This window comes from Azospirillum sp. P4_B5, from assembly GCF_056402275.1.
In genome coordinates, this window is the sequence record NZ_JBFUHT010000002.1 from 112,119 (window position 1) to 136,676 (window position 24,558).

Genomic DNA, 24,558 nt, shown 5'->3' on the forward strand with positions numbered 1-24,558 from the left:
GTCATCGCCGGCGCCCGCGTCCGGAGGCGTGGCGGTCGATGAATTCCGGCGGCTTGCGGGACACCCAGCGCAGGAAGGCGGCAATGTCCGGGTGGGCGCGCAGGCTTGCGATGGTGTGGTAGTGGTCGCGCAGTTCCGCCTCGCTCAGCACCGTGTGGATCTTGGCGTGGCAGATGCGGTGCATGGTCACGGTGTCCCGTCCGCCGTAGGTGCGGGGGATCAGGTGATGCTCGTTGAGGCTGGGGCCGGGCACCATCGGGCGCCCGCAGAGTGGGCAAGGCGGATGGAACGAGGGCGGATGGAACGGGGCGGGCGGCGGCATGGAGCGTCCGGGCGGGCGGGGGCCGTCAGCCGGGCGGCGCCGCGGGCAGGGCGGCGCGGATGCGGGTGACCAGCTCGTCGGCCTGATAGGGCTTCTGCAGGATGGGCATCCCGTCCAGCGCCGAGGCCCTCTGGATCTCCGCATAGCCGGTGACCATCAGGACCGGCAGGCCGGGGCGCCGGGCGCGCAGCTCCCGCACCAGTTCCAACCCCGTCATGCCGGGCATCGCGTAATCGGTCAGCACGAGGTCCACCTCCGGTTCGCGGGTGAAGGCGTCCAGCGCGTCAGGGCCGCTGGACGCCTCCATGATGCGGAAACCGGCATGCTCCAGAACCGTTGCGGTCGCCATGCGGACCAGCGCCTCGTCCTCCACCAGCAGGATGGTGGCGGGGCGGGGCGGGGATAGGACGGCGGCGGGCGGCTCGGCGTCCGGGGTGGCGTCCTCCTCGGCGTCGGCCCGCGGCAGATAGAGCGTCACCGTCGTGCCGGCGCCCAGACGGGTCGTGAGGACCACGGTCCCGCCGGATTGCGCGGCCAGCCCGTGCACCATCGACAGGCCCAGGCCGGTGCCGTGCCCGACGCCCTTCGTCGTGAAGAAGGGCTCGAAGGCGCGGGCCGCCGTCTCCTCGCTCATCCCGCTGCCGGTGTCGGCGACGGCGATGGACACGCAGTCCCCGGCGGCGAGGTCGAGCGGCCGCCCCTCCATGTCATCCGGGCAATTGCCGGTGCGGATGGTCAGGGTGCCGCCCGCCGCCATGGCGTCCCGCGCGTTGATGGCGAGGTTGAGGATGGCCATTTCGAGCTGGTTCGGGTCGACCCGCGCCGGCCACAGGCTGGGGTCCGTCTCGGTCACGATGCGGGTGGTGCCGCCCAGCGTGCGTTCCAGCAGCCCGCCCATCCCGGTGACCAGGGCGCCGACGTCGACCGTCTTCGGCTCCAGCCGCTGCCGGCGGGAGAAGGCCAGGAGATGCTGGGTCAGCGTGGCGCCGCGCTCCACCGCCTTCTCCGCCATGTCCAGGGCCTGGGGGTGGGTGGCTCCACCGCTTTCCCCCGCGGCGCGCAGCAGGTAGAGCGAGGTGCCGATGGCCTGGAGCAGGTTGTTGAAGTCGTGGGCGATGCCGCCGGTGAGCTGGCCGATGGCCTCCATCTTGCGGGCCTGGTGCAGCGTCTCCTCGATCTCGCGCAGGGCCTGGCCGGTGCGCTCCCGCTCCTCGACGTCGCGGGCGACGTGATAGGCGCCGATGCGCCGTCCGCTGGAATCCAGGATGGTGCCGAAGGCCAGTTCGTAGCGCTTGCGCTGCAACGTGGGGTCGCCCAGCTCCTCCACGATGGTGAAGCGCTCCCCGCCGAGCGCGCGGCTCCACAGGGACTCCGCGGTGACCTGCGCGGTGGGCAGATGCTCCATCATCTCCAGCAGGCGCTGGCCGATGGCCGGGCGGTGGCCGTACAGCGCCTCGACCTCCCGCTGGTAGGCGCCGTTGAAGAGGATGTAGCGGCACTCCTGGTCCACCGCGACGATGAGGTCGGTGGAGCTTTCGATGATCGCGGCGAACAGGCGGCGGTCGGAGGCGTGGCGGTCCACCAGCTCGCCCAGCTGCATCTCGTGGGCGCGCCGCCGCTCCGTCACGTCTTCCAGGATGCCGACGGCGCGGGTGGTGCCGTCCGGGTCGGTCAGGCAGGAGCCGCGCATGGCCAGCCAGCGCACCTGTCCGTCAGGGGAGCCCACGGGAAACTCCGCTTCCAACTCGCCCTTCGACGGGGCGTCGCGGAAAAGGGCGGCGCGGATGGCGTTGCGGTGATCCGCCGCTACGTTGCGAATCCAGGATTCGACCGAGGCTCCGTCGAGCACCGGGACGCCCAGCAGGGCCGCGGTGTGGTCCGACCCGTGGAAGCGGCGGCTGCGCATGTCGAAGCGCCAGACGCCCAGCCCGACGACCTCCATGACCAGCCGCTGCTGCGCCTCGCTGTCGCGCAGGCGGCGGGCCGCCCGGTTCAGCGCGCCAGCCACCGCGTTGACCTCGCGGATCGGTGCGGGAGAGGTCATCATCAGCGCGGCGTGCGGGCCGTCGCGCCCGAGCGCCAGAGCGGACCCGGCCAGGGCCGCGACCGGATCGGCGATGCGCCGCCCGACCGCCAGCGCCATCGCCAAGCTGACGAGCAGCAGGATGCCGCCGCCGCACAACACCAGCGTGACCGAGCGGCGCATGGGCTCGGTGATCAGATCCTGCGGAACGCCGACGGCGACGGTCCAGCCCGACAGCTCCGACCGGGCGAAGGCGTTGAACAGCGGCGTGCCATCCCGCGCCACGGCGGCGAAGGTCCCGGAGCTGGCCGAGGCGGTCCGGCGGAACACCTCCGCTGAAATCGGCGTGCCAGTGAAGGTGTCGGACGCCGCGGTCCGGGTGATGACGACGCCCTGCCGGTCCCACAGGGCGGCGATCCATCCCTCCGGAAGGCTCTGCTGGCGCAGCACCTCGATGAACATCTCGGTCGGGATGCTCATGGCCAGCACATGCTCCGAGGGTCCGTTCCGCGTGATCGGCAACGCGACGGCGACCAGCGGGCGTTGGGCGACGACACCCGTGAACATCTCGGAAATCTGGGTCTGTCCGCTGTCCGCCGTCCGTCGGACGAGGCCCGTCACCGCGGCGCGGGGAAGCGTCTCGCCGAACGGGCGGCGCGTGTTGATCAGCTGCTGGCCCTGGGCGTTGCTCAGCACGATGTGGACGCCCTCGCGCCGGGCGCCCTTGTGCTGAAGCAGTTCGGTGGCCTGCCGGTGGAAGGCGGCGAGATCGCCTTTCTCCAGGTGGGGGGAGGTCGTCAGGACCCGGAGCGCCGTTTCCATCGCCATGAGTTCGCGGTCGACGGCGACGGCCAGCGTCCGCGCCAGATCCTGGCCGGACCGCTCGATCGCGGCGCTCTGCGTCTCGGCCATGCGGAAGACCGTCCAGCCGGCGAATCCCAGCATCGGCAGCAGCGCCGCCATGACCAGCAGCACCAGCCCGGTGCGAAGCGACAGGCCGCCGGCCTGGGCTTGGTCATCGCCCAGGCCGCCGTCGTTCACGGCGGGTGCGTTGTCATCCTGAGCGTGCACAGGCAAGGGATGTCATGCTCCGGTATGCATGGCGAGGGGCGCGCCCGTAACCATCGCAGAGTCCGGCAGCAAAGGACACACCTTTGACGGAGCAGGGTTTTTATCGAAGGAGGTGGAAAAACCGGCCGGACCGCCCGATCGGGTGATGACGGTTGAGCGAAAAAGGAGAGGGGCGGCGGCCCTGCGTGTCCGGACACCCGAACAAGAAAAGGGAGCCGCAAGCGGCTCCCTTCTCGTTATCGACCCGGTGCGTCCGCCGGGCGTCAGACCGGCTGCTTGCCGTCCATCAGCGCCACGAAGCGGTCGAACAGATAGTGGCTGTCCTGCGGGCCGGGCGAGGCCTCCGGGTGGTACTGCACCGAGAAGACCGGCTTGTTCTTCAACCGGATGCCCTCGTTGGTGCCGTCGAACAGGCTGACGTGGGTCACCTCGGCATCGGCGGGCAGGGTCTCCTCCATCACCACGAAACCGTGGTTCTGGCTGGTGATCTCCACCCGGCCGGAAGCCAGATCCTTCACCGGATGGTTGGCGCCGCGGTGGCCCAGCGGCATCTTCTTCGTCTTGGCGCCCAGCGCCAGCGAGAGCATCTGGTGGCCCAGGCAGATGCCGAACATCGGCAGGCCGGTGTCCAGCAGGCCCTTGATCGTCGGCACGGCGTATTCGCCGGTGGCCGCGGGGTCGCCGGGGCCGTTCGACAGGAAGACGCCGTCCGGCTTGTTGCGCATCACGTCCTCGACGGTGGCGGTGCCCGGAACAACGGTCACCTTGCAGCCGGCCGCCGCGAGGCAGCGCAGGATGTTGCGCTTGGCGCCGAAATCGATCGCCACGACGTGGAAGCGCGCGCTCTCCTGGGTGGCGTAGCCGGAGCCGAGCGTCCAGGCGCCCTCATCCCAGCCGTAGGTTTGGCGGCAGGAGACGTCCTTGGCGAGGTCCATGCCCTCCAGCCCCGGCCAGCCCTTGGCCTTGGCGACCAGCGCGTCGAGGTCGAACCGGCCGTCCGGCGCGTGGGCGACGACGCCGTTCGGCGCCCCCAGGTCGCGGATGCGGCGGGTCAGGCGACGGGTGTCCACCCCGGCCAGACCGACCAGCCCGTAGCTTTTCAGCCAGTCGTCGAGATGGCGGGTGGCGCGCCAGTTCGACGGGTCGGTGACGTCGGCGCGCAGGATCAGGCCGCGCGCGGCGGGGGTCACCGTCTCGATGTCTTCCGGATTGGCGCCGGTGTTGCCGATGTGGGGGAAGGTGAAGGTGATGATCTGCCCGGCGTAGCTGGGGTCGGTCAGGATTTCCTGATAACCGGTCATCGAGGTGTTGAAGCACACCTCGCCCACCGAATCCCCCACCGCACCGATGCCTCGGCCCTTGAAGACGGTGCCGTCGGCCAGAACCAGGACACCGGTGTAAGCGCCGGCATCGCCCGCCGGGAGAGTCGATTGAGCCATCCTTCAGACCTTATCAAGAGCCGCCGCGGGCCACATATTCCTGCTTTGCGGAGCGTCGGCGCCGCGTCCCGCCCCGCTGGGCGCACGCGTCGTCGTCGGTCCGTGCCCCTCCATCCCGTTTCCTTGCGGTCGGGTGTCTGAGCCTGGATCGATTAGTCGGGACGGGTGAGCCGGTCAACCGTATATGACGATTGGTACCCCGATTTCCAGCGGCGCGTTTGCATAATCGCCGTGCTTCACCGGTGGGGCTTGGCTGTTGGAAGGGCGGTTGGGGGCGTGAAGCGGCTCTTCGGAATTGACGTGGCAATCCGGCGCAAATTTAGGAATATTACCGGTTCGCGCCGCGTCTCCCGCGCCATCCCACGGATCGGGATGCTGCGGATGCTGCCGAGCGGCCATTGATCGTTTCGACCTGACGAACACTCCTGACGAACACGAAGGACACACGCAATGCTGCGCACGCGCCTGAACGAGGCTTTGAAGCAGGCGATGCTCGCCAAGAACCAGCGCGCCGTCTCGACCGTGCGCCTGATCCTGGCCGCGCTGAAGGACCGGGACATCGCGGCGCGCACGCGCGGCGTCACCGACGGCATCGACGAGGCCGAGATCCTCTCCATGCTGCAGACGATGATCAAGCAGCGCGGCGAGTCGATCAAGCTGTACGAGCAGGGCGGCCGCCTGGAACTGGCCGAGCAGGAGCGCGAGGAGATCACCATCATCGAGGGCTTCCTCCCCAAGCAGATGTCGGAGGAGGAGGTGGCCGCCGCCGTGAAGACGGTGGTGGACGAGATCGGTGCCACCTGCATCAAGGACATGGGCAAGGTGATGGCGGAGCTGAAGGCGCGCTACGCCGGCCAGATGGACTTCGCCAAAGTCAGCGGCACCGTGAAGCAGCAGTTGTCGGCCTGCTGACGGTGCGGTTTCCGATCTAGCACGGGTGCCGCCCGCCCATGGCCTTCCCGCCCCAATTCCTGGAAGAACTCCGCACCCGTCTTGCCCTGTCGGACGTGGTGGGCAAGCGTCTGCGCCTGATCCGCGCCGGGCGCGAGTACAAGGCGCCGTGCCCCTTCCACAACGAGAAGTCGCCATCCTTCTACGTCAACGACCAGAAGGGCTTCTTCCATTGCTTCGGCTGCGGGGCGCACGGCGACATCATCGGCTTCGTGATGCGCCACGACAACCTCGCCTTCCCGGAGGCGGTGGAGGCGCTGGCCGGCGAGGCGGGGCTGCCAGTCCCCCGCGCCACCGAGGAGGACAAGCAGCGCTATGAGCGGCGCAAGACGCTGCACGATCTGGTGGAGCAGGCCGCCCGCTGGTTCGAGCAGCAGCTCTACGCTCCCGCGGGCCGCGCCGGTCTGGAGTATTTCCAGCGCCGCGGGCTGGACACCGACGGCATGGCGCGTTTCCGCCTGGGCTTCGCCCCCGCCGATTCCGGCGCGCTGCGCGGCCAGCTGCTGAAGCAGGGCTTCTCGGAAGAGGACATGGTGACCGCCGGCCTGCTCAAGCGGCCGGAGGATGGGCGCGCGCCCTACAGCTTTTTCCGCAACCGGGTGATCTTCCCGGTGACCGACCGGCGCGGCCGGGTGGTCGCCTTCGGTGGACGCATCCTGGAAGGCGATGGCCCGAAATACGTCAACACCGCCGATACGCCGCTGTTCCACAAGGGTACGCTGTTGTACGGCCTGTCGCGGGCGCGGCAGGCGGCGGCGGACGGCAAGCCGGTGATCGTCGCCGAAGGCTACATGGACGTCATCGCGCTGGTCCGCGCCGGCTTCGAGGGCGCGGTGGCGCCGCTCGGCACCGCCCTGACCGAGACGCAGATCCAGGAGCTGTGGAAGCTGATTCCCGACGCGGAGAAGGTGCCCTTCCTCTGCTTCGACGGCGACAACGCCGGGCGCCGGGCGGCGTGGCGGGCGGTTGAACGGATCCTGCCGCACCTCGCCCCCGGCCATTCCGCCCGCGTCGCCTTCCTGCCGGAGGGGGAGGACCCCGACAGCCTGATCCGCCTGCACGGTCCCCGCGCCATGCAGGAGGTGCTCGGCGAGGCCATTCCGCTGTCCGAAGCGGTGTGGCGCATGGAGACCGAGGGCAAGCCCACCGGCACCCCCGAATCGAAGGCGGCGGTGAAAGCCGCCCTGGACTCGCGGGTCGGGCAGATCGCCGACCGCGACGTGCAGGTCTTCTACCGCACGGAGATGCGCCGCCGCGTCGACGAGGCCTTCGCCCCTCCGCCGCGTCAGCGCAACGACCGCGGCCCCTGGGTTCCTGCAGGGCAATGGCAGGGCGGGGGGCAGGGCGGACGTTTCGGCCAGCCGACGCGCCGGCACACGCCGGGCCTGCCGGGCCTGCGCACCGCGCCGCCGCCCGGCCACCGCCGCCGCAACCCCGGCAATCTCGCCGCTGCGCGGGAGCGCGTTCTGCTCGCCGTGATCATCAATCACCCCGAACTGTTTGATGAGTTGGGGGAATCGCTGGGCATGCTGCCTTTTCCCGACCGGGAATTGGAGGAATTGCGCCAAGCGGTCATTGGATTGCTTGCCGAACGGCGGGAAAACGACTCGGGACTTGACGCCGCATCGCTTTGTCGCCACTTGTCTTCCGCCGGCTATGATACCATTGTCCGCTCTCTGCTCAGCGAGTCGACCTATGTCCATGCCGGCTTTGCACGCCCGGATGCGTCCTCCTTGGACGCGAAACGGGGGTGGTGGCCGACATGGCATCACCTGCATCACAGGCAGGTGATGGCCGATTTGAGAGAAGCGGAGGCGGCTTTGGCCCGTGACAACAGCGAGGCGAACTTCGCGCGGGTCGTGGCCCTTCAACAGGAGGTCATCAGGTCCGGAATGGGTATGACGGATGACGAGGATCTCGACGATGCCTAGCGGCCGGCGCCGCCGGGCGTGGTGCGGAAGGGAAGGGCCGGAGGGAATGAGACCTGGAAGGGTCTGGCCGGACAAGGTCCGGAACGGTTCACAACCGGTTTAAGCAGGTGCGGATCGACAGCGGGGGGCCGCTGCGATGCGTGCTATGGGTTTTTATAATGGGGTAATGCGGGGGCATCGATCGCATGGCCACGAAAGCTGCGAACAGCGTTGAAGTTTCCGAAGCCCGGGACGAGGCCGGCGACGGCCCGCTCATGGACGGCATGGGTCTTGCCGTCAAGAAGATGATCGCCCGCGGCAAGGAGCGTGGCTACGTCACCTATGACGAGCTGAACGCTGCCCTGCCGCAGGATACGTCGTCTTCGGAACAGATCGAAGACACGATGGCCATGCTCTCCGAGATGGGCATCAACATCGTCGAATCGGAAGAGCAGGACGCGGAAGGCAACGCCAACGCCGACGGCGAGGGCGAAGGCCGGTCCGCCGGCAATCTGGACGACGACGACATCGGCCGCACCGACGACCCCGTGCGCATGTATCTGCGCGAGATGGGATCGGTCGAGCTGCTGTCCCGCGAGGGCGAAATCGCCATCGCCAAGCGCATCGAGGCCGGGCGTGAGATGATGATCGGGGCGATCTGCGAATCGCCGCTGACCATCCGCGCCATCCTCGAGTGGCACGACGCCCTCATGGAAGGGAAGATGCTGCTGCGCGACATCATCGACCTGGACGCCACCTATGGCGGCGGCCCGGACGGTGAGGAGATTCCCGAAGGTCTGGCCGAGCCGGTGGAAGCCGCTCCGGAGGCGACCGACGAGGAGCGTCCGCCGCGCCCCGAAGGCGAAAGCGAGGAGGAAGGCGACGAGGATGGCGACAACAGCCTGTCCCTGTCGGCCATGGAAGCCGCGCTGAAGCCGCAGGTCATCGAGACCTTCGAGAAGATCAAGACCACCTACGACAAGCTGCACAAGCTGCACGAGGGCCGCATCGCGGCCATCCAGCGCGGCGAGGACGTGGCCAAGCAGTCGGACAAGAAGTACGACAAGCTCAAGACCGAGATGGTCGAGCTGATGAACACGGTGCGCCTGAACAACCAGCGCATCGAGCAGCTTGTCGAGCAGCTCTACGCCTTGAACCGCAAGCTGACCGGCTTCGAAGGCAAGCTGCTGCGCATGGCGACCGATTGCCGCGTGAAGCGCGAGGATTTCCTCAACCACTATTTCGGGCACGAACTCGACCCGAACTGGCTGGAGCGCATCCGCGGCCTGAACCCCAAGACCTGGGGCAAGTTCTACGACAAGTACGAGGCCGACATCCGCAAGACGCGCGACGGCGTGTCGAGCATCTCGGATGAGGCCAAGCTGCCGATCAGCGAGTTCCGCCGCATCGTCTCCACCGTCCAGAAGGGCGAGAAGGAGGCGAGCCGCGCGAAGAAGGAGATGGTCGAGGCCAACCTGCGCCTCGTGATCTCCATCGCGAAGAAGTACACGAACCGCGGCCTGCAGTTCCTGGACCTGATCCAGGAGGGCAACATCGGCCTGATGAAGGCGGTGGACAAGTTCGAGTACCGGCGCGGCTACAAGTTCTCGACCTACGCGACGTGGTGGATCCGTCAGGCGATCACCCGCTCGATCGCCGACCAGGCGCGGACCATCCGCATCCCGGTCCACATGATCGAGACGATCAACAAGCTGGTCCGCACCAGCCGCCAGATGCTGCACGAGATCGGCCGTGAGCCGACCCCGGAGGAGCTGGCGGAACGTCTGATGATGCCGTTGGAGAAGGTCCGCAAGGTCCTGAAGATCGCCAAGGAGCCGATCTCCCTCGAAACGCCGATCGGCGACGAGGAGGATTCGCATCTCGGCGACTTTATCGAGGACAAGAACGCGGTCCTGCCGCTCGACGCCGCCATCCAGGCGAATCTGCGCGAGACGACGACCCGCGTCCTGGCCTCGCTGACCCCGCGCGAGGAGCGCGTGCTGCGCATGCGCTTCGGCATCGGCATGAACACCGACCACACGCTGGAAGAGGTCGGTCAGCAGTTCAACGTGACGCGCGAGCGCATCCGCCAGATCGAGGCGAAGGCCCTGCGCAAGCTGAAGCACCCGTCGCGGTCGCGCAAGCTGCGCAGCTTCCTCGATACCTGAGGTTTCCGGGAGCGTAAGCTCCGCACGGATTGCGGTTGTGTGGAAAGCGGGGGGCCTTCGGGTCCCCTGTTTTCATTTTGGGCTTCGGTCCACATCAAACGGGGTTGCATAAGCTCCCTGTTCTGGGCACATTCGGCATCCCTCGGTGGGGGCCTGTAGTTCAGCGGTTAGAACGCGCCGCTCATAACGGTGTTGTCGTCGGTTCGAATCCGGCCGGGCCCACCATTTCCTTCAAAGTGTCGGCTATTCCCAGGAGGGGGAAAGCACGTTGATGGAAAAGCGATGGGAAAGCAGCCGGTCGGCCGCTTATTTCCATACCGCCCGCCGCGACATCCTCGTTGGTTGGCAGGCTGCCGCTTTCCGCTGCTGGCGATGCAGGATCGCGGCACCGTCATCGCAGCGCCACCTGTCGAAAACGACAAAAAACGCTGTCGGACCGTTTGATCCAACCGCGTACAGAAAAATCATATGAGATGGATTTTGCAAGAAGAGGAGAGTGGCGCGCCCGAAGAGATTCGAACTCCTGACCCCCAGATTCGTAGTCTGGTGCTCTATCCAGCTGAGCTACGGGCGCTTCTCTCTGCCGCGGCGGCGGCAAGGCCGTCGTCTGCGGTGGCGCGGTTTTTAATCGGGCCGTGGCCGGAAGGCAACCAAAATCGTCCGGCTCGTGAAATTTTTCCGGCAAGCGGGTGTCAGCCCTTTGACGGACTACAGAATGGCGGCGGTTGGGCTTACCTTGGCGTGGAGAGCGACCAGCCAGAAGGGCATTTGAGAACAGCTATGGGCATGACGTTTCTGAGCCGCGCCGTTATGGGGCCGGTGGGTTCGCTGATGGCGCTTTCCTTGACGGCGGCGACCGGGATGGCGCAGGCGGCGGACGACCGGGGCGGTGCTGCGGTCCTGGTGTCTGCGGCCATCGGCAACGAGGTCGTCCAGATGGTCGAACTCGGTCCGAAGGTCATCCAGGTGACCGTCAACGACCGTGTCGTCTATGAGGACCGCGAGGGGCGCACCCTGTCCTTCGTGAACGCCTACAACATGGAAGGGCGCTGGCTGGTCCTGCTGCAGGAGAGCGTGGACGGCAAGTGCGCCGCGCGCTTCCGCGTGCTCGACCTCGGCGGGGCCAAGGCCTCCGTCTCGCTGCCCTTCGGGACCTGCAGCGATGCGCCGAAGGTGGAGCAGGCCGACCGGACGCTGACCGTTTCGCTGCCGGCGTCCGACGGAAAGAGCACGGCGGCCTGGAACTACCGGGACGGAATGCTCGTTCGCATGCGCTGAATGGAAAGGGAGCGGCGAGGACCGTGGGACATCTGAACCTCTGGCACGTCAGCAAGGCGATCTCGCTTCTCGGCAGCACGTCCTTTGTGCTTCCGGTGGCGGGCATCCTGATCGTGATGCTGTGGCGCCGCCATTCGGCGGTCTCGGCGGCGCGCTGGCTGGCCGTGCTGGCCATGCTGATGGGCTCGGTGGCGCTTCTGAAGATCCTGGGGCACGCCTGCGGCATCCGCCTGTTCGACGACCGGCTGACCAGCCCCAGCGGCCACGCCGCGCTCGCCGCCGCCGTCTACGGGGCGGTCGGGGTGATGGCGGCGCGCTCGCTGGACGGCTGGCGGCGTGGCGTGGTGGTCCTCGGCGCCCTCGGGCTGGTGGGGGGCGTCGCGGCGTCGCGCATCCTGCTGCGCTACCATTCGGTGACGGAGGTGGTGGTCGGGCTCGTCCTCGGCGGGCTGGCGGTGGCGGCCTTCGCGCAGAGCTTCAACCGGCTGACCCCGTCGCGCCTGAACCTCAGCCCGCTGGTCCTGGCCCTGGTCGTTCTGTTCGGCGTCGCCACCTACGCGCTCGGCGATCGCACCAACGCGGAGCCGATGCTGAAGCATTTCGCCTATCTGCTCCGTGAGGAATCCCCGGTCTGCAGCCCGATGCCGCCGCTGAACAGTTTTCTTGAACGGCTGTAGAGCGCGTTTTCCTTGCCGGATGCCGATGCGGTCCGCCTTTGGTCTTCCCTGGACTTGGCAACCGGAATGTTTGCCTTGCGGTGTCGGTTGAGGGTTGAGAGCGGGCTTGCGACGGGGCATGGTGTGGGCTTATACCGACGCCCCCGTTCCTGACCCGTTCTGTTTTTTTCGGTATCCCTTCCGCCCCATGTCGCTGTTCGGCTCCCTTCCACGCGCCGCCGCCACCGCCAGCGCGACGGTCTCCTTTTCGCAGGAGGATCTGGCGCGCGTCTTCGATGCGAAGACGCTGCAGCGCGGACGCACGCTCATCCTGACCGGGGCGGTGACGCTGCTGGAAGCGGAGGGGCGGATCGCCGCCACGGTGACCGACCTCGGCCGGACGCTGACGGTGACGGTCGTTCCGGTGCGCGGGCGCAGCCGGGTGGTCTTCGACAAGAGCTGCACCTGCGGGCGGAACGCCTGCGCCCACATGGCCGCGGCGGCGCTGATGACGCTGGACGCCCGTCCGGAAGGGCGGCAGATGTCCCTGTTCGACGCGCCCCCGATCGCGGAGCCGCCGGCGCTCCTGGCGGTTCCGGAACCGGCTCCCGCACCGCCGCCGGTTCCGGAGCCATCCCCACCACCCCCCGATCCGGTGCTCAGCGTCCGCTGGACCCTGGAGCCGGGGAAGGACGACGCGGCCATGTTCGTCTCCGCCGTCATCGCGGTGGAGGGGGCGGGGGAGGGCGACGACGTGTCCACCCCGGCCAGCCCGCGCGACGTGCTGGCCCGCGCGCCGCGCAGCCTGGACGGCGACGTGGATCGCGCCATCGCCCGGATGCTCGGCGGCGGCGGGGTGGTGCGCACGCCGGTCGCCAAGAGCCGCGGCGACGTGGTGGATCGCATCCTGCGCCGTCTGCTCGGCTGCGGGCGGCTGCGCTGGCGCGGCGGCACGGTGCTGACGGAGGGGGCGGGGATGACCATCCGCGCCTTCCGTGATCCGGCGACGCGCAAGCTGCGCCCGACCGGCCTGCCGCCCGGCGCCGCGTTGATCAAGGGGCTGGGCTACTGGTGCGTCGATCCGAAGGCCGGCACCGTCTGCCCGGTCGAGTTGCAGGTCGTCGAGGTGCCGAAGCCCAAGGGCCCCGTCGCTCCGCCCGCTGCGAAGACAACTCTTTCGAAGGCGGCGTCCCTGAAGGCATCGCCTTCGAAGGCCTTGGGCCGGCCCGCACCGGTGCGATCGGCGCCTGAGCGCCCGGACTTCCCGGCGGCCTCCGCTTTCGCCGCGGGCAAGCCCGGCGGCGTGCGCATGGGCTCCGACCCCGCCGCCACCATCGTCGAGCGCGACCCGCGCGTCGTCGCCCGGCTGGGCCGGGTGGTGTCGCCGGACGGCGGTCTGGTGGACGTGCTGCGGCTGGCCTTCGACTATGGCGAGGATGATTCACCCTCGGAGATCGAGCCCGACGACCAGCGCCAGTTCGCCCGCGTCGAGGAGCCCGCCGGGGCGGTCTTCGTCCGCCGCGACAAGGCGCTGGAGCAGGGCGCGCTGGAAAGGCTGGCCGCCTTCGGCTTTGCCCAGGCGCGGATCGAGCCGCCCAAGGGCCAGTTGAACGCCCGCGGCACCCGCGTCCATTGGCTGACCGGCAAGGACGCCGACGAGCGCTGGTCCGCCTTCCTGACCACCGAGGTGCCGGCCCTGCGCAAGGACGGCTGGACCGTCGAGATCGGCGCCGACTTCGGCACACGCGTCGTCGAGGCGAACGAGGATGTCGCGGTCGCCGTGCGCGATTCCGGCGACGGCTGGTTCGACCTCGACGTCGGCGTGGAGATCGACGGCGAGCGCCGCGCCCTGCTGCCCATCCTGGCGACCCTGATCGAGCGCGGCGGCATGGAGGCGACTCGCGTCATCGACGGGCGCGCCCATCTGGTGCTGGACGACGGCAACGTGCTGGCCCTGCCGGCGGAGCGGGTCGAACGGCTGCTGAGCGTTCTGGAATCCATGCTCGACAGCGGGCGGCGGCTCGACGACACGCTGAAGGTGCCGCTGACCGAGGCCGACGGCCTGCTGGACATCGACGACCTGATCGCGCGGCGCACCGAGGACACCGGCCAGATCGACCGTTACCTGCGCACCATCCAGGAGCAGGAGATGCCGGCGGAGATGGACCCGCCGCCGGGCTTCCAGGGCACGCTGCGCGACTACCAGCGCGTCGGTCTGGCCTGGATGCAGGGGCTGCGGGCCAACCGGGTGGCCGGCATCCTGGCCGACGACATGGGGCTGGGCAAGACCGCCCAGACGCTGGCCCACATCGCCATGGAGGAGCAGGAGGGGCGGCTGACCGACCCCTGCCTCGTCGTCGTTCCGACCAGCCTCGTCCCCAACTGGGTGGCCGAGGCGCAGCGCTTCACGCCGCACCTGCGGGTGGTCGTTCTGCATGGTCTGGACCGCCACGAGAAGCTGGGCGACCTCGACCGCGCCCACATCGTGGTGACCACCTACGGCGTGGTCGGCCGCGACGTCGAGGTGCTGAAGCGCCGGGACTGGCACACGCTGATTCTCGACGAGGCGCAGGCCATCAAGAACCCGGACAGCAAGGCGACCCGCGCCGTCTGCGCGTTGAACGCCCGCAACCGGCTCTGCCTGTCCGGCACGCCGGTGGAGAACAATCTCGGCGAGCTGTGGAGCCAGTTCGCCTTCCTGATGCCCGGCCTGCTCGGCGACCGCAAGGAGTTCGGGCGCCGCTACCGCACGCCCATCGAGAAGCGCGCCGACGGCACCCGCGCCAAGCAGCTGATGCGCCGCATCCGCCCCTTCCTGCTGCGCCGCACCAAGGAGGCGGTGGCCAAGGAGCTGCCGCCGAAGACCGAAGTGGTGGTCCGCATCGACCTGGAGCCGGCGCAGCGCGACCTTTACGAGACCATCCGCCTGTCGGTGAACGAGACGGTGCGGGCGGCGCTGGCGGTCAGCGGCGTGTCGCGCAACGCCATCACCATCATCGACGCGCTCCTGAAGCTGCGGCAGGTCTGCTGTGACCCGCGTCTGGTCAAGATCCCCGCCGCCGGCAAGGTGAAGGAGACCGCCAAGCTCGACGCCCTGACCGACATGGTGCTGGAGATGGTGCCGGAAGGCCGGCGCATCCTGATCTTCTCGCAGTTCACCTCGATGCTCGACCTCATCAAGCTGCGGCTGGAGGAGGCGAAGATCGGCTATGTCGAGCTGACCGGGCGCACGTTGGACCGCGCGGAGCCGGTGAACCGTTTCCAGAACCGCGAGGTGCCGGTCTTCCTCATCAGCCTGAAGGCGGGCGGGCGCGGCCTCAACCTGACGGCGGCGGACACGGTGATCCACTACGATCCCTGGTGGAACCCGGCGGCGGAGGACCAGGCGACCGACCGCGCCTACCGAATCGGGCAGGACAAGCCGGTCTTCGTCTACAAGCTGATCGCCGCCGACACGGTGGAGGAGCGCATTCTCGACTTGCAACGGCGCAAAGGCAATCTGTCCGACGCAACCATCGAGGGCAGCGGTCTCATCAGTGCACTTGAAGGCGGCGACATCGACTATCTGCTGGGTAAGGCGGCGGACTGACCGTACCCTCGGGGTTACCGCCCTTCCCGGTCTGGCCTTCGCCCGCCCGTGGCATAGATCCTTGAGGACGAAAGCACTGCGTTCGTTTCCCTTGCAGCGGGGAGGGCCATGGCATCGACGAAGCGGGACACCGCGCCCGATCCGGAACGGCTCATCGGCGCGTGGCGCGACGCCGCCGCGGACGCCCGTCGTTGGCGTGACGATCCGGACCGCGTGGCCGCCCTGAGGGCGGCGCGCACCCGGCTGCACCAGCCGCCACCACCACCACCGCGCCCGCCCCAGCGGGTGCTGGCCGACGAGTTGCACGCCGCCCGCGCCGCGTGGGAGGAGGGGCAGGGGCTGGACGCAAACGCCCGCGCCCTGGCCTACGCCAACCTCAAGCGCTGGGAGCCCGGCCTGTTCGGCTACAGCGAGACTCAGCGCTCCACCGCCGGCAAGATCGCCGCGTCGGAAGCGGCGGAGTCGCGGCGCGACGCGCAGGAGCGGGCGGAGGCCCAGGCCCTGCTCCGCGCCTTCCGTCGGGTCCAGGAGCGCGCCCGCAGCACCGCCCGCGCCGTGCAGGCTGACCCCCGCGCCCGCGCCATGGCGGCCGACGAGGGGTTGATGCTTCCGGAGGGCGGCCGGTCCGGCGGTGTGACGGCCCCGTGAGGCGCCGCCTCAAGGCCAGTGACGAGCAGGCGTCCTTCGCGCTGTCGCCCCCAACTTCAGTTCCCTCAGCTTTGCCGGACGAGAAGCTGCTGGAGATTCATCGTCGGCTCTGCCTGATCTTCGGCTGTCCGATCGCCTATTTCCGTGCGCTCGATCCGCTCAGTGAACTGGTGTCCTCGCTGCTGTCGCACCGCACGCGCAACGCGGCGTCCGGCGCGGCCTTCCGCGCCTTGCGGGCGCGCTGGGGGGAGGATTGGGCGGCCGTCCGCGACGCCGACCCGGCGGGGGTCGAGACGGTCATCGCCGGGGTGACATGGCCGGAGCAGAAGGCGCCGCGCATTCAGGCGATCCTCCGGCGGATCACCGAGTTGCGCGGCGAACTCTCCCTGGATTTCCTGGCGGAGATGCCGGTGCCGGAGGCGCGGGCCTGGCTGCAGACGCTTCCCGGCGTGGGCCCGAAGACCAGCGCCGCGGTGATGAGCTTCAGCAGCCTGCGCCGTCCCGCTTTGCCGGTGGACAGCCACCATCACCGCGTCGCGGTGCGCACCGGGCTGATCCCGGCCAGCATGGCGGTCGGCCCGTCGCACTCCATTTTGGAGGCGCGGTTGCCCCCAGACTGGACGGCCCAGCAGATCTACGACCACCACGAGGTGATGATGCTGCACGGCCAGCGGGTCTGCTTCCACCGCACCCCGGCCTGTGAGCGCTGCGCGTTGCTGGATTTGTGCCCGGAGGGGCAGGGGCGGATGGTGGGTGGGCCACCGCCCCAGGAAAGCCGGGAATAAGGAGTCAGGGGGCTTTGCCCGCCTTCCCCTTGTAGTTTTCCGCCTGACGGCGGTCATCTTCCAATTCGCGCGCGATCTCCCGGTCGATCTTCGGGTCGATGGCTTTGGCTTCGTCCGCCAAGCCCTTGGCCTTGCGCGTATCGCCCTCGGCCGCCGTCTCTATGGCCTCTTCAGCGAGATCGTGGGCTTTGCGGTGTTCGGGGCTCTGTTCATGCTTGCCTACCATGAATGTCTCCTTGCCGAATGATCGTCAATTGATGAGGGAGGGCGGGCGCCGCATGCCCGGCAGGGGGGAGGGGTTGCTGCGCTGCGGACGGTCCCCCGCTGCGGCCTGTTCGGCGGCGTCGAGCATGGCTTCGGCCTGCTTCTGCACCGCGGCGGCGCGGGCTTGGTCCATGGGATCGGTGCTCTCCTTCCGGACATAGCCGGCGGCCTGCTCGGCGAGGTCGAGGGTTTCGACCACCTCGTCCATCGTTTCCTCCAGCGCGGTCACATCGACCTTTTTGCCGGTCATTTCGTCGTCTCCCGTCGTTGCGGTTGGTGAAGCCAACAGGAGCGGGGCGGTCGCCGTTCCCGATTTGGTAACCCCGGCGGTGGACGGAGAAAAAAATCGACGCGGGTGCGGGAATAGTTTTTTGCAGCGCACGTTCGTCTGTGTGTCCGGTGGCGCCCGCCACCCATCCCACCCAGGCTTGCGAAATCCCCACATGAGCAACCCGAAGCGTTCGATCCGGTCTGCGGCCTTGGCCGCGGCGATGCTCGCCGTGACTGCCGGCCACGCGTCCTTCTGGTCCTGGCGCAACGCGCCCACTCCTGTGGACGCCGTGCCGGGTCGCATCGAATCCGTCTCCTACTCCCCCTCGGGCCGCAGCTACGACCCGAACCACCAGCCGGTGGTCGATGCGGTGGAATTGGACCGGGACATGACCGCCATCGCCGGCTTCGCCGACGGTGTGCGCACCTACTCCACGCTGGGCTCCCAGGGCGACGTGCCGGCCATCGCCGCCAAGCATGGCCTGGACGTCACGCTGGGCGTCTGGCTGAGCGACGACAAGGCCCGCAACGAGCGCGAGGTCGCCCGCGCCATCGTGCTGTCCCGCACCGTGCGCGGCATCGAGCGCGTCGTGGTCGGCAACGAGACGCTGCTGCGCGCCGAACTGACCGACGCGGAACTGGCCTCCTACATCCGCCGCGTCCGCGCCGGCGTGCCGAAGCACATCAAGGTCGGCACCGCCGACGTGTGGTCGGAGATCGTCAAGGCCAAGGAGACCATCGCGGCGTCGGATTACATGGGCGTCCACGTCCTGCCCTACTGGGAAGGCGTGCCCGTGGAGAACGCGCTGACCTGGATCCGCGACCGGCTGGACACCGTGCGCAAGGCGCATCCGGGCAAGCCGCTGTTCGTGGGCGAGGTGGGCTGGCCGTCGGGCGGCGAGAATTTCCACGACGCCTACCCGACGCCGCAGGCCCAGGCCTTCGTCGTCCGCAACTTCGCCGCCGAGGCGGGGATGCTCGGCATCGACTACAACGTGGTCGAGGCGTTCGACGGCGTGTGGAAATCGAGCATCGAGGGCTCGCCGGGCCCGACCTGGGGCGTGCTCGACGCCGACCGCGCGCCGAAATGGCCGCTGGCCGGCGACGTCCCGGCCCCCTGGGGCGACCGTGCGGGCGCCGCCGTGGCGCTGGCCCTCGGCCTCGCCCTGTCGGCCTTCGCCGCCTTCCGCCGCCGCACCAACATGACCTACGCGCTGGCCGCGTCGGTGGGTGCCAACATCGTCGGCTTCGGCGTCGGCTCGGCCGTCGCCGGCGCCTACGCCGAATACTTCACCTTCGGCGCCGCGACCACCTGGGGCTCCGCCTTCCTGCTGGGCGCGCTGATGATGTCGGTGGCCTTCGCCGACCTGACCGAGGTGGCCCGCCGCCTGTTCACCGGCCGCGCCCCGGCCCTGCTGCCGCGGGTTCCCGCGGTGCCGGAGCACAAGCCGATGGTGTCGGTGCACATCGCCGCCTGCCGCGAGCAGCCGGACGTGCTGGCCGCCACGCTGACCTCGCTGGCCCGCGTCGACTACCCGGACTACGAGGTCGTCGTCCTCATCAACAACACCGAGGACGAGGCGCTGGTCCGCCCGGTCGAGGAGCTGTGCGCCGAGCTGGGTCCGAAGTTCAAGTTCCACTGGTACAAGCAGATCAGCGGCTTCAAGGCCGGCGCGCTGAACGCCGCGCTGCGCCACACCGACCCGCGCGCCGAGATCGTCGCCGTGCTCGACGCCGACTACACGGTGGAACCGGACTGGCTGAACAAGCTGGCCCCGACCTTCGCCGACCCGCGCGTCGGCATCGTCCAGGCCCCGCAGGAGCACCGCGACGGCCATGAGACGCCGCTGAAGGCCGCCATGACCGCCGAGTACCGCCCCTTCTTCGACGTCGGCATGCAGGAGGGTCTGACCTCCCAGGCCTTCGTCTGCCACGGCACGATGATCATGCTGCGCCGCTCCGCCATGGAACAGGTCGGCGGCTGGTCGGAAGAGGGCATCTGCGAGGATACGGAGCTGGGCATCCGCATCCTGTCGGCCGGCTACCGCGCCGCCTACACGGACGAGCGTCTGGGCCAGGGCCTCGCCCCCGACAACTTCATGCAGTTCCGCAAGCAGCGCGACCGCTGGGTCTTCGGCTCCACCCAGATCCTGCGCGCCCACTGGCGGAAGTTCCTGCCCGGCGCCACGGAGCTGACGGTCGGCCAGAAGATCGGCTACCTGACCAACTGGGCGCGCTGGTGGTCCGACGCGGTGGGCGTGCTGGCCGCCGGTGCGGCGGTCACCTGGACCTTCGCCTCGCTGGTCCTGCCGCTGCACCTGCCGCCGGTCCAGGCCACCGCCGCGGTGCTGGGCGCCCTGGTCCTGCGCGCCGGGTCGAGCCTGCTGGCGTCGCGCTACGCCTCCGGCAACTCGTGGAAGGAGAGCTTCGGGGCCTGCGCCGTCGGCATGGCGCTGTCGACCACGGTGGCGCTGGCCGCGCTCCGCGGCGTGGTCCGCAAGCGCGACGCCTTCCGCGTCACCGCCAAGGGCGGCAAGCGGACCCAGGGGGCCTTCTGCGCAAAGCCGGAAGCCTGGCTGTCGGGTGCGCTGCTGGTCTCCGCGGTGACCGCGTGGTTCGCCAACCCGCTGGGCACCCTGTCGCTGGAGCTGTGGGCGATCCTGCTGACCGCGATGGCCGTGCCCAACCTGATGGCCGTGGGCCTCGCGATCGGCGATATGCTGCCCGCCGGCACCCCGCGCCCGGCGCCGCTGCCCGCCCCGCAGGGCGTGGTCCAGCCCGCCGCCACCCAGGCCAAGACCGCCAACGAGCCGGTCGCCGCGTAACCGCGCAACCCTGAACGGAGAAAGCCCCCTTGCCGCCGGCAAGGGGGCTTTTCTTTTCCGGTGGTTCAGCGCTTGCCCTTCTTGCCCTGGATGCTGGTGATCTGCTGGGTGGCGAGGTTGCCCTGTCCGATGGCGGCGTTGAAGGCGCTTCCGACGTTGTTGAACTGGATACCGCCGCTGGCCAACGCCGCGGGCAGATGCGGCAGCGGGCCGAAGTTGCTCATCACCGGGTCGAAGAAGCCCTCGGGCGGCGGGCCGCCGTTGCCGGTGATCACGCCCGGCTGCGGTTTGGGCGTGGGTGCTTTGGCCTGCACCGGTGGCGGGGCCTGCACCGGGGCGGGCGTCTGGCTCGCGGGAGAGGGGACGCCGGCCTGTTCTGTGCCCCCTCCGCCGCCGGTCGACCCGTCCGCACCCTGGAAGATGAACTGTTCCGTCACGTTGCTGTCGCCGAAGGACAGGGCCAGCGAGCTGTCGAAGTTGTTCACGATGAAGGGCGCGTCGATGAAGGTGAAGTTCGGCACGATGGGTTCCGGCGGCGGCTGGCGGCTGGCGGCCAGCGCCTGACCCTTGTTGAAGCCGCCCAGGAAGCCGGCGTCGCCGCGGATCTTGGCGATGGCCTGCTGATGCTTGGCCTGCCGGCTGACGTTGGGGTTGGTCACCGTCGCCCCCGGAGGCGCGCCGCGCTGGGCGGCGTTGACGAAGACGGGCTGGCGGGGCAGCAGCGGGGGCATCCCCATGCCCATCCCCATCGACATGCCGACCGCCGCACCCAGCTGCGGGTTGACGGAGAAGCCGCCGGCATCCTGGGCGGCGGCGGTTCCGCCCAGCAGCGCCAGGGCGGCGAGGCCGGACAGCAGCGGCGCGAAGCGGCGGATGCGGATCATGGCGGGGGCTCCTCTGTTCGGCGGTGTGCGCTGATCCTAGGGCGGCCGACCGGGGAGCCGCTGTGAGACGGGCCACAAGTGGCGTTTTTTGCGCCGCCGGGCTTTACACCTCTTCCTCAAAAGGGAAGTTTTTGCCGAAGGGATGGTCCGGCATCGGCGCGGCCTGCGGGGGCATCGGCGGCATGGGCATCGGCTTCAAGTCGGGCTGCGACGGGCCGCGCCGGCAGGCCGTGTGGCCGTTGACGGTTTCGCAGGTCAGCGCGCCCGGCCCGGTCACGCAGGTCGTCCGGTCGTTGACCGTCTGGCACGACAGAGAGCCCGAGCCGCGGCTGCACACCGTTTTTCCATTGACCGTCTGACAGGCGAGATTCTCGGCGGCGGCGGTCTGCGGGGTTCCGGCCAGGGCCAGGATGGCGGCGAGCGCACCGAAGACCGGCAGGGCGAAGCGGAGCATGACGGCAGTCCTCCAATGAGGAATCCGAAAGGGGCGCCGCCGGATGGATCGGCGGCGCCGGATGGGTGGATCACTGGGCCTTGAAACCGAACAGATTCTGCCCGGCGGTGTTGCCGATGCCGGCGCCGACGTTGGTCGTCACCCCGACGTTGGTGTCGAGCAGGCCGCCCTTGCCGAAGCCGAAGGTGACTCCGGTGACGTTCTGCTTGGCCTTGTTGCCGATGCCGGCGGCGACGTTGGTGGCGACGCCGACGTTGGTGTTCACCAGCGACCCGCCGGTGCCCTGCTGCATGGTGAAGACGTTCTGCTTGGCCTTGTTGCCGATTCCCGCGGCGAGGTTCGTCGCGACGCCGACGTTGGTGCTGGAGAGGGAGGGCGCTGCGGCGAAGGGGCTGCCGAAGCCCGGCTGCATCATCATCGGGTTGACCGGCATGCCGCCGGTCTTGAGGTCGTTGGCGAAGGCGTGGGGGGCGGCGAGCAGCGTGGCGGCAGCGGCGGCGATCAGGGTCAGGCGGCGCATGGGCTGGGTCTCCTCCGGGGTGTGGGGCCGTGTGTGGCTCGATGTCCGTGGAGGAGAGGGTAGGCGGACGCCGCCCCCGCCGCTGTGGCCTGGGCCACAGTCGGGGCTTGATTGTTGGGTGGATTGGAAACCATTGCCCCCTCCCTAGCCCTCCCCCGCTGACGCAGGGGAGGGAACTGCCGCCGCTTTGCAGAAATCTCCCTCTCCTGCGAAGCGGGGGAGGGTTGGGGAGGGGGCGAGTCGGCGCTCAGCGCGCGTGTTGGTCCAGGAACTGACGGCAGGAATCGAAGTCCTGGAGTACGGCGTCCGGCAAATCGACGCCCTTGCGGTCGGCGAGGCTGCGGGCGAAGGCGACCATCTTGTCGGTCGGTGCCTTGCGCCGCGCGCCGCTCGACGGTGCGGCGGGCGGCGGCAGGGCGGCGTCGGCGACCGGAGCAATCGAGTCGGAGACCTCCGGCGCGGCCTTCGCCTTGCGGCTGCGCCGGGGCGTCTTCGGCGCTTCGCCGTCCATACCGGCCGCGGCGACCGCCGTCTTGCGGCTGCGCGTGCGTGGTGCGGCACCGGCGGGGCGCGGGCTCGTGGAGCGACGGCGCCCGGCGCCACGACCAGCTCTAACCGGCCCGCCGCGCACGCCGAGATCCACCGCCGGTCCTCGGTTGCCGACCAGCACGCCGATCAGCCGCCCGGCCTCGTCGGCGATGCCGTCGATGACGTTGCGGAAATCCGCGCGTCCGACGACCACCTCGTCCAGCCGCATTTCCCACAGGGCGGTGGTGCCGGGATCGACCAGGGTGGGGGCGGCGCCGCGCAGGGTCTCGAACAGTTGCAGCCCGGCGGGGGTGGGCACCAGCCACTTGCCGTCGGCGCCCAGCAGATTCTGCCGCCGCAGGCCCTTGATGATCTCAGCGCGGGTGGCCGGGGTGCCGATGCCCTTGGCCTCCTTCAGCCGGTCGCGCAGCGCCGGGTCCTCGACGAAGCGCCAGGCGTTCTGCATGGCATCAACCAGCGTGCCCTCGTTGTAGCGCGGCGGTGCCTGGGTCCGCTTGGCCTCGACCCGGGGCTCGGACAGGCGGGCGGGTTCGCCGTCGGCCAGAGGGGGGAGGGTCTGCTCCTCCTCCTTCTCGTCGGGCTTGCCGTCCGTCTCGGCGGAGCCGAAGGCTGCCTTCCAGCCAAGCTTCAGGGGGATGCGCCCGACCGCCCGGAAGACCACCGGTTTTCCCTCGACGGGCACGTTCATCAGCACCGTGGTCTGCCGATACTCGTAGTCGGGCATGACGGCGGCGAGGTAGGAGCGGCAGATCAGCGCATAGAGCCGCTTCTCGTCGTCGGTCAGGCGGTTCAGCCGGCTTTCCAGATCGTCGAGCACGTTGACGTTGGGCACGATGGCGTGGTGCGACACGCCCTCCAGCGCCTTGTCGCAGAAATGGCCGGACTTGCCGCGGCGGATCACTGGGCGGGACAGGTCGAGATGGGCGAAGCCGCGCAGCCGGGTCAGCGCCCCGGTGATCGCCGGCACGTCGGCGATCTGGTTCTCCGACAGGTGGCGTGCCTCGGCGCGCGGGTAGGTGATGAGTTTCTTGCCCTCGCCGTCGTAAAGCTCCTGCGCGACCTCCAGCGTGCGGTCGGCGGTCCAGCCCCAGCGCTGGCCGCAGGTCTTCTGCAGAGCGGGCAGGTCATAGAGCTTCGGCGGGGCCTGCCGCCGGTCCTCCACCGTCACCGACAGCGGCCCGCCATGGCCGTCGGCGGCGCGGGCGATGGCCTCGGCGCGGGCGCGGTCCTTGATGCGGTCCTTCGGTGGCGGGGCGTGGCGCATCAGGAAGGAGCCCCCCGCGGCGGTGGCCGTCGCCACCACCTCGAAATAATCCTCCGGCTTGAAGTTGCGGATCTCCAGCTCGCGCAGGCAGACGATGGACAGGGTCGGCGTCTTCACCCGCCCGATGCCGATCACCCCGCGGGTTCCCGGCGCCAGCAGCGTCTTGGTCGCCGTGCGGGTCAGGGAGAGGTTGAAGATCTGGTCGGCCTGCTGGCGCGCCACCGCCGCCTCGTAGAGCGGGCGAAGCTCGGTGTTCGGCTTCAGCTTGGCGAAGGCGTCGCGGATCGTCTTGGGGTCCTGGGCGGTGAACAGGGCGCGCTGCACCCGCCCGCGGAAGCCCAGATGCTCCAGGATCTCCTGGCCGATCAGCTGCCCCTCGCGGTCGCAGTCGGTGGCGAGGATGACTTGGTCGCAGCCCTTCAGCGCCGCCTTGATGGCCGCCAGCTTCGCCGTTTTGTTACCGCCGCTGTCCGGCCGGGTCGGGTAGAGTCCGTCGGGCTTCAGCAGGGTGGGCGCCCAGCGCTTCCAGTCCGGGTTGACCTCGTCCGGTTCGGCCAGCCGCAGCAGGTGCCCCTCGGCCGGCAGGATGCGCCCGTAGCGATCCCCCAGCGCGGCACGCAGGTCCTTTGCCTGACTGGATTTTTCCGTGATGATGAGCGTGGCCATGGCCGCCATGGTAAGACGAAAA

The 24,558-nt window shown here is 69.3% G+C and carries 18 protein-coding genes and 2 tRNA genes; 10 read left to right on the top strand and 10 right to left on the bottom strand.

Annotation, left to right across the window (positions count from 1 at the left end; all coding sequences use genetic code 11):
* Position 1: 1 nt before the first annotated feature.
* From AC1DVI_RS02165 to carA, 3 genes are all read right to left on the bottom strand, one after another.
* Complete coding sequence (locus AC1DVI_RS02165) at positions 2-322, bottom strand: HNH endonuclease (protein WP_476956576.1); 321 nt, start codon at positions 320-322, stop codon at positions 2-4.
* Positions 323-347: 25 nt separating this feature from the next.
* A complete protein-coding gene (locus AC1DVI_RS02170) occupies positions 348-3,386 on the bottom strand; it encodes a response regulator (protein WP_476956577.1) in 3,039 nt (1,012 codons plus the stop codon).
* Positions 3,387-3,679: 293 nt separating this feature from the next.
* Entirely contained in the window at positions 3,680-4,855 is a 1,176-nt protein-coding gene (gene carA, locus AC1DVI_RS02175) for a glutamine-hydrolyzing carbamoyl-phosphate synthase small subunit (RefSeq protein ID WP_476956578.1), read from the bottom strand.
* 450 nt (positions 4,856-5,305) lie between these two features.
* Between carA and AC1DVI_RS02180 the strand changes: the two genes are divergently transcribed.
* The 4 genes from AC1DVI_RS02180 to AC1DVI_RS02195 all read left to right on the top strand — a co-directional run bounded on the left by AC1DVI_RS02180 (position 5,306) and on the right by AC1DVI_RS02195 (position 10,109).
* The gene (locus tag AC1DVI_RS02180) at positions 5,306-5,767 is read left to right on the top strand and encodes a GatB/YqeY domain-containing protein (protein ID WP_476956579.1); all 462 of its coding nucleotides are present in this window, start codon (positions 5,306-5,308) and stop codon (positions 5,765-5,767) included.
* A gap of 38 nt (positions 5,768-5,805) precedes the next feature.
* A complete protein-coding gene (gene dnaG / locus AC1DVI_RS02185; protein WP_476956580.1) occupies positions 5,806-7,737 on the top strand; it encodes a DNA primase in 1,932 nt (643 codons plus the stop codon).
* Positions 7,738-7,922: 185 nt separating this feature from the next.
* Positions 7,923-9,884, top strand: a complete 1,962-nt coding sequence (gene rpoD, locus AC1DVI_RS02190) for an RNA polymerase sigma factor RpoD (protein ID WP_476956581.1) — start codon at positions 7,923-7,925, stop codon at positions 9,882-9,884.
* Positions 9,885-10,033: 149 nt separating this feature from the next.
* A tRNA-Ile gene (locus AC1DVI_RS02195) sits at positions 10,034-10,109 on the top strand.
* A 272-nt stretch (positions 10,110-10,381) separates the two neighbouring features.
* On the opposite strand, the gene AC1DVI_RS02200 is transcribed toward AC1DVI_RS02195, so the two are convergent.
* Positions 10,382-10,458: transfer RNA gene (locus tag AC1DVI_RS02200), tRNA-Arg, on the bottom strand.
* A gap of 212 nt (positions 10,459-10,670) precedes the next feature.
* On the opposite strand from AC1DVI_RS02200, the gene AC1DVI_RS02205 reads away from it, so the two are divergent.
* The 5 genes from AC1DVI_RS02205 to AC1DVI_RS02225 all read left to right on the top strand — a co-directional run bounded on the left by AC1DVI_RS02205 (position 10,671) and on the right by AC1DVI_RS02225 (position 16,840).
* Positions 10,671-11,162, top strand: a complete 492-nt coding sequence (locus AC1DVI_RS02205) for a hypothetical protein (protein WP_476956582.1) — start codon at positions 10,671-10,673, stop codon at positions 11,160-11,162.
* Between the two features lie 23 nt (positions 11,163-11,185).
* The gene (locus AC1DVI_RS02210) at positions 11,186-11,839 is read left to right on the top strand and encodes a phosphatase PAP2 family protein (RefSeq protein WP_476956583.1); all 654 of its coding nucleotides are present in this window, start codon (positions 11,186-11,188) and stop codon (positions 11,837-11,839) included.
* Positions 11,840-12,026: 187 nt separating this feature from the next.
* The gene (locus AC1DVI_RS02215) at positions 12,027-15,407 is read left to right on the top strand and encodes a DEAD/DEAH box helicase (RefSeq protein ID WP_476956584.1); all 3,381 of its coding nucleotides are present in this window, start codon (positions 12,027-12,029) and stop codon (positions 15,405-15,407) included.
* A 108-nt stretch (positions 15,408-15,515) separates the two neighbouring features.
* On the top strand, positions 15,516-16,055 hold the full coding sequence (locus tag AC1DVI_RS02220) for a hypothetical protein (RefSeq protein WP_149163271.1): 540 nt from the start codon (positions 15,516-15,518) through the stop codon (positions 16,053-16,055).
* Positions 16,052-16,840, top strand: a complete 789-nt coding sequence (locus AC1DVI_RS02225) for an endonuclease III domain-containing protein (RefSeq protein WP_476956585.1) — start codon at positions 16,052-16,054, stop codon at positions 16,838-16,840. The genes AC1DVI_RS02220 and AC1DVI_RS02225 overlap by 4 nt, the downstream gene beginning before the upstream one ends.
* 4 nt (positions 16,841-16,844) lie before the next feature.
* Here the strand turns inward: AC1DVI_RS02225 and AC1DVI_RS02230 are convergent, their stop codons facing one another.
* Both AC1DVI_RS02230 and AC1DVI_RS02235 read right to left on the bottom strand, forming a co-directional pair.
* Entirely contained in the window at positions 16,845-17,066 is a 222-nt protein-coding gene (locus tag AC1DVI_RS02230) for a hypothetical protein (protein ID WP_476956586.1), read from the bottom strand.
* Positions 17,067-17,090: 24 nt separating this feature from the next.
* Positions 17,091-17,354 carry a hypothetical protein gene (locus tag AC1DVI_RS02235; RefSeq protein WP_149163273.1) on the bottom strand — a complete coding sequence of 88 codons (264 nt, stop codon included), beginning with the start codon at positions 17,352-17,354 and terminating at the stop codon, positions 17,091-17,093.
* 193 nt (positions 17,355-17,547) lie between these two features.
* On the opposite strand from AC1DVI_RS02235, the gene AC1DVI_RS02240 reads away from it, so the two are divergent.
* Positions 17,548-20,199, top strand: coding sequence for a glycosyltransferase (locus AC1DVI_RS02240; RefSeq protein WP_476956587.1), 2,652 nt, complete (start codon positions 17,548-17,550; stop codon positions 20,197-20,199).
* A gap of 65 nt (positions 20,200-20,264) precedes the next feature.
* Here the strand turns inward: AC1DVI_RS02240 and AC1DVI_RS02245 are convergent, their stop codons facing one another.
* From AC1DVI_RS02245 to AC1DVI_RS02260, 4 genes are all read right to left on the bottom strand, one after another.
* Positions 20,265-21,083, bottom strand: coding sequence for a hypothetical protein (locus AC1DVI_RS02245; RefSeq protein ID WP_476956588.1), 819 nt, complete (start codon positions 21,081-21,083; stop codon positions 20,265-20,267).
* Positions 21,084-21,186: 103 nt separating this feature from the next.
* Entirely contained in the window at positions 21,187-21,537 is a 351-nt protein-coding gene (locus AC1DVI_RS02250; protein WP_476956589.1) for a hypothetical protein, read from the bottom strand.
* A 70-nt stretch (positions 21,538-21,607) separates the two neighbouring features.
* Entirely contained in the window at positions 21,608-22,057 is a 450-nt protein-coding gene (locus AC1DVI_RS02255) for a hypothetical protein (RefSeq protein WP_476956590.1), read from the bottom strand.
* Positions 22,058-22,304: 247 nt separating this feature from the next.
* Complete coding sequence (locus tag AC1DVI_RS02260) at positions 22,305-24,536, bottom strand: type IA DNA topoisomerase (protein WP_476956591.1); 2,232 nt, start codon at positions 24,534-24,536, stop codon at positions 22,305-22,307.
* Positions 24,537-24,558: the final 22 nt, after the last annotated feature.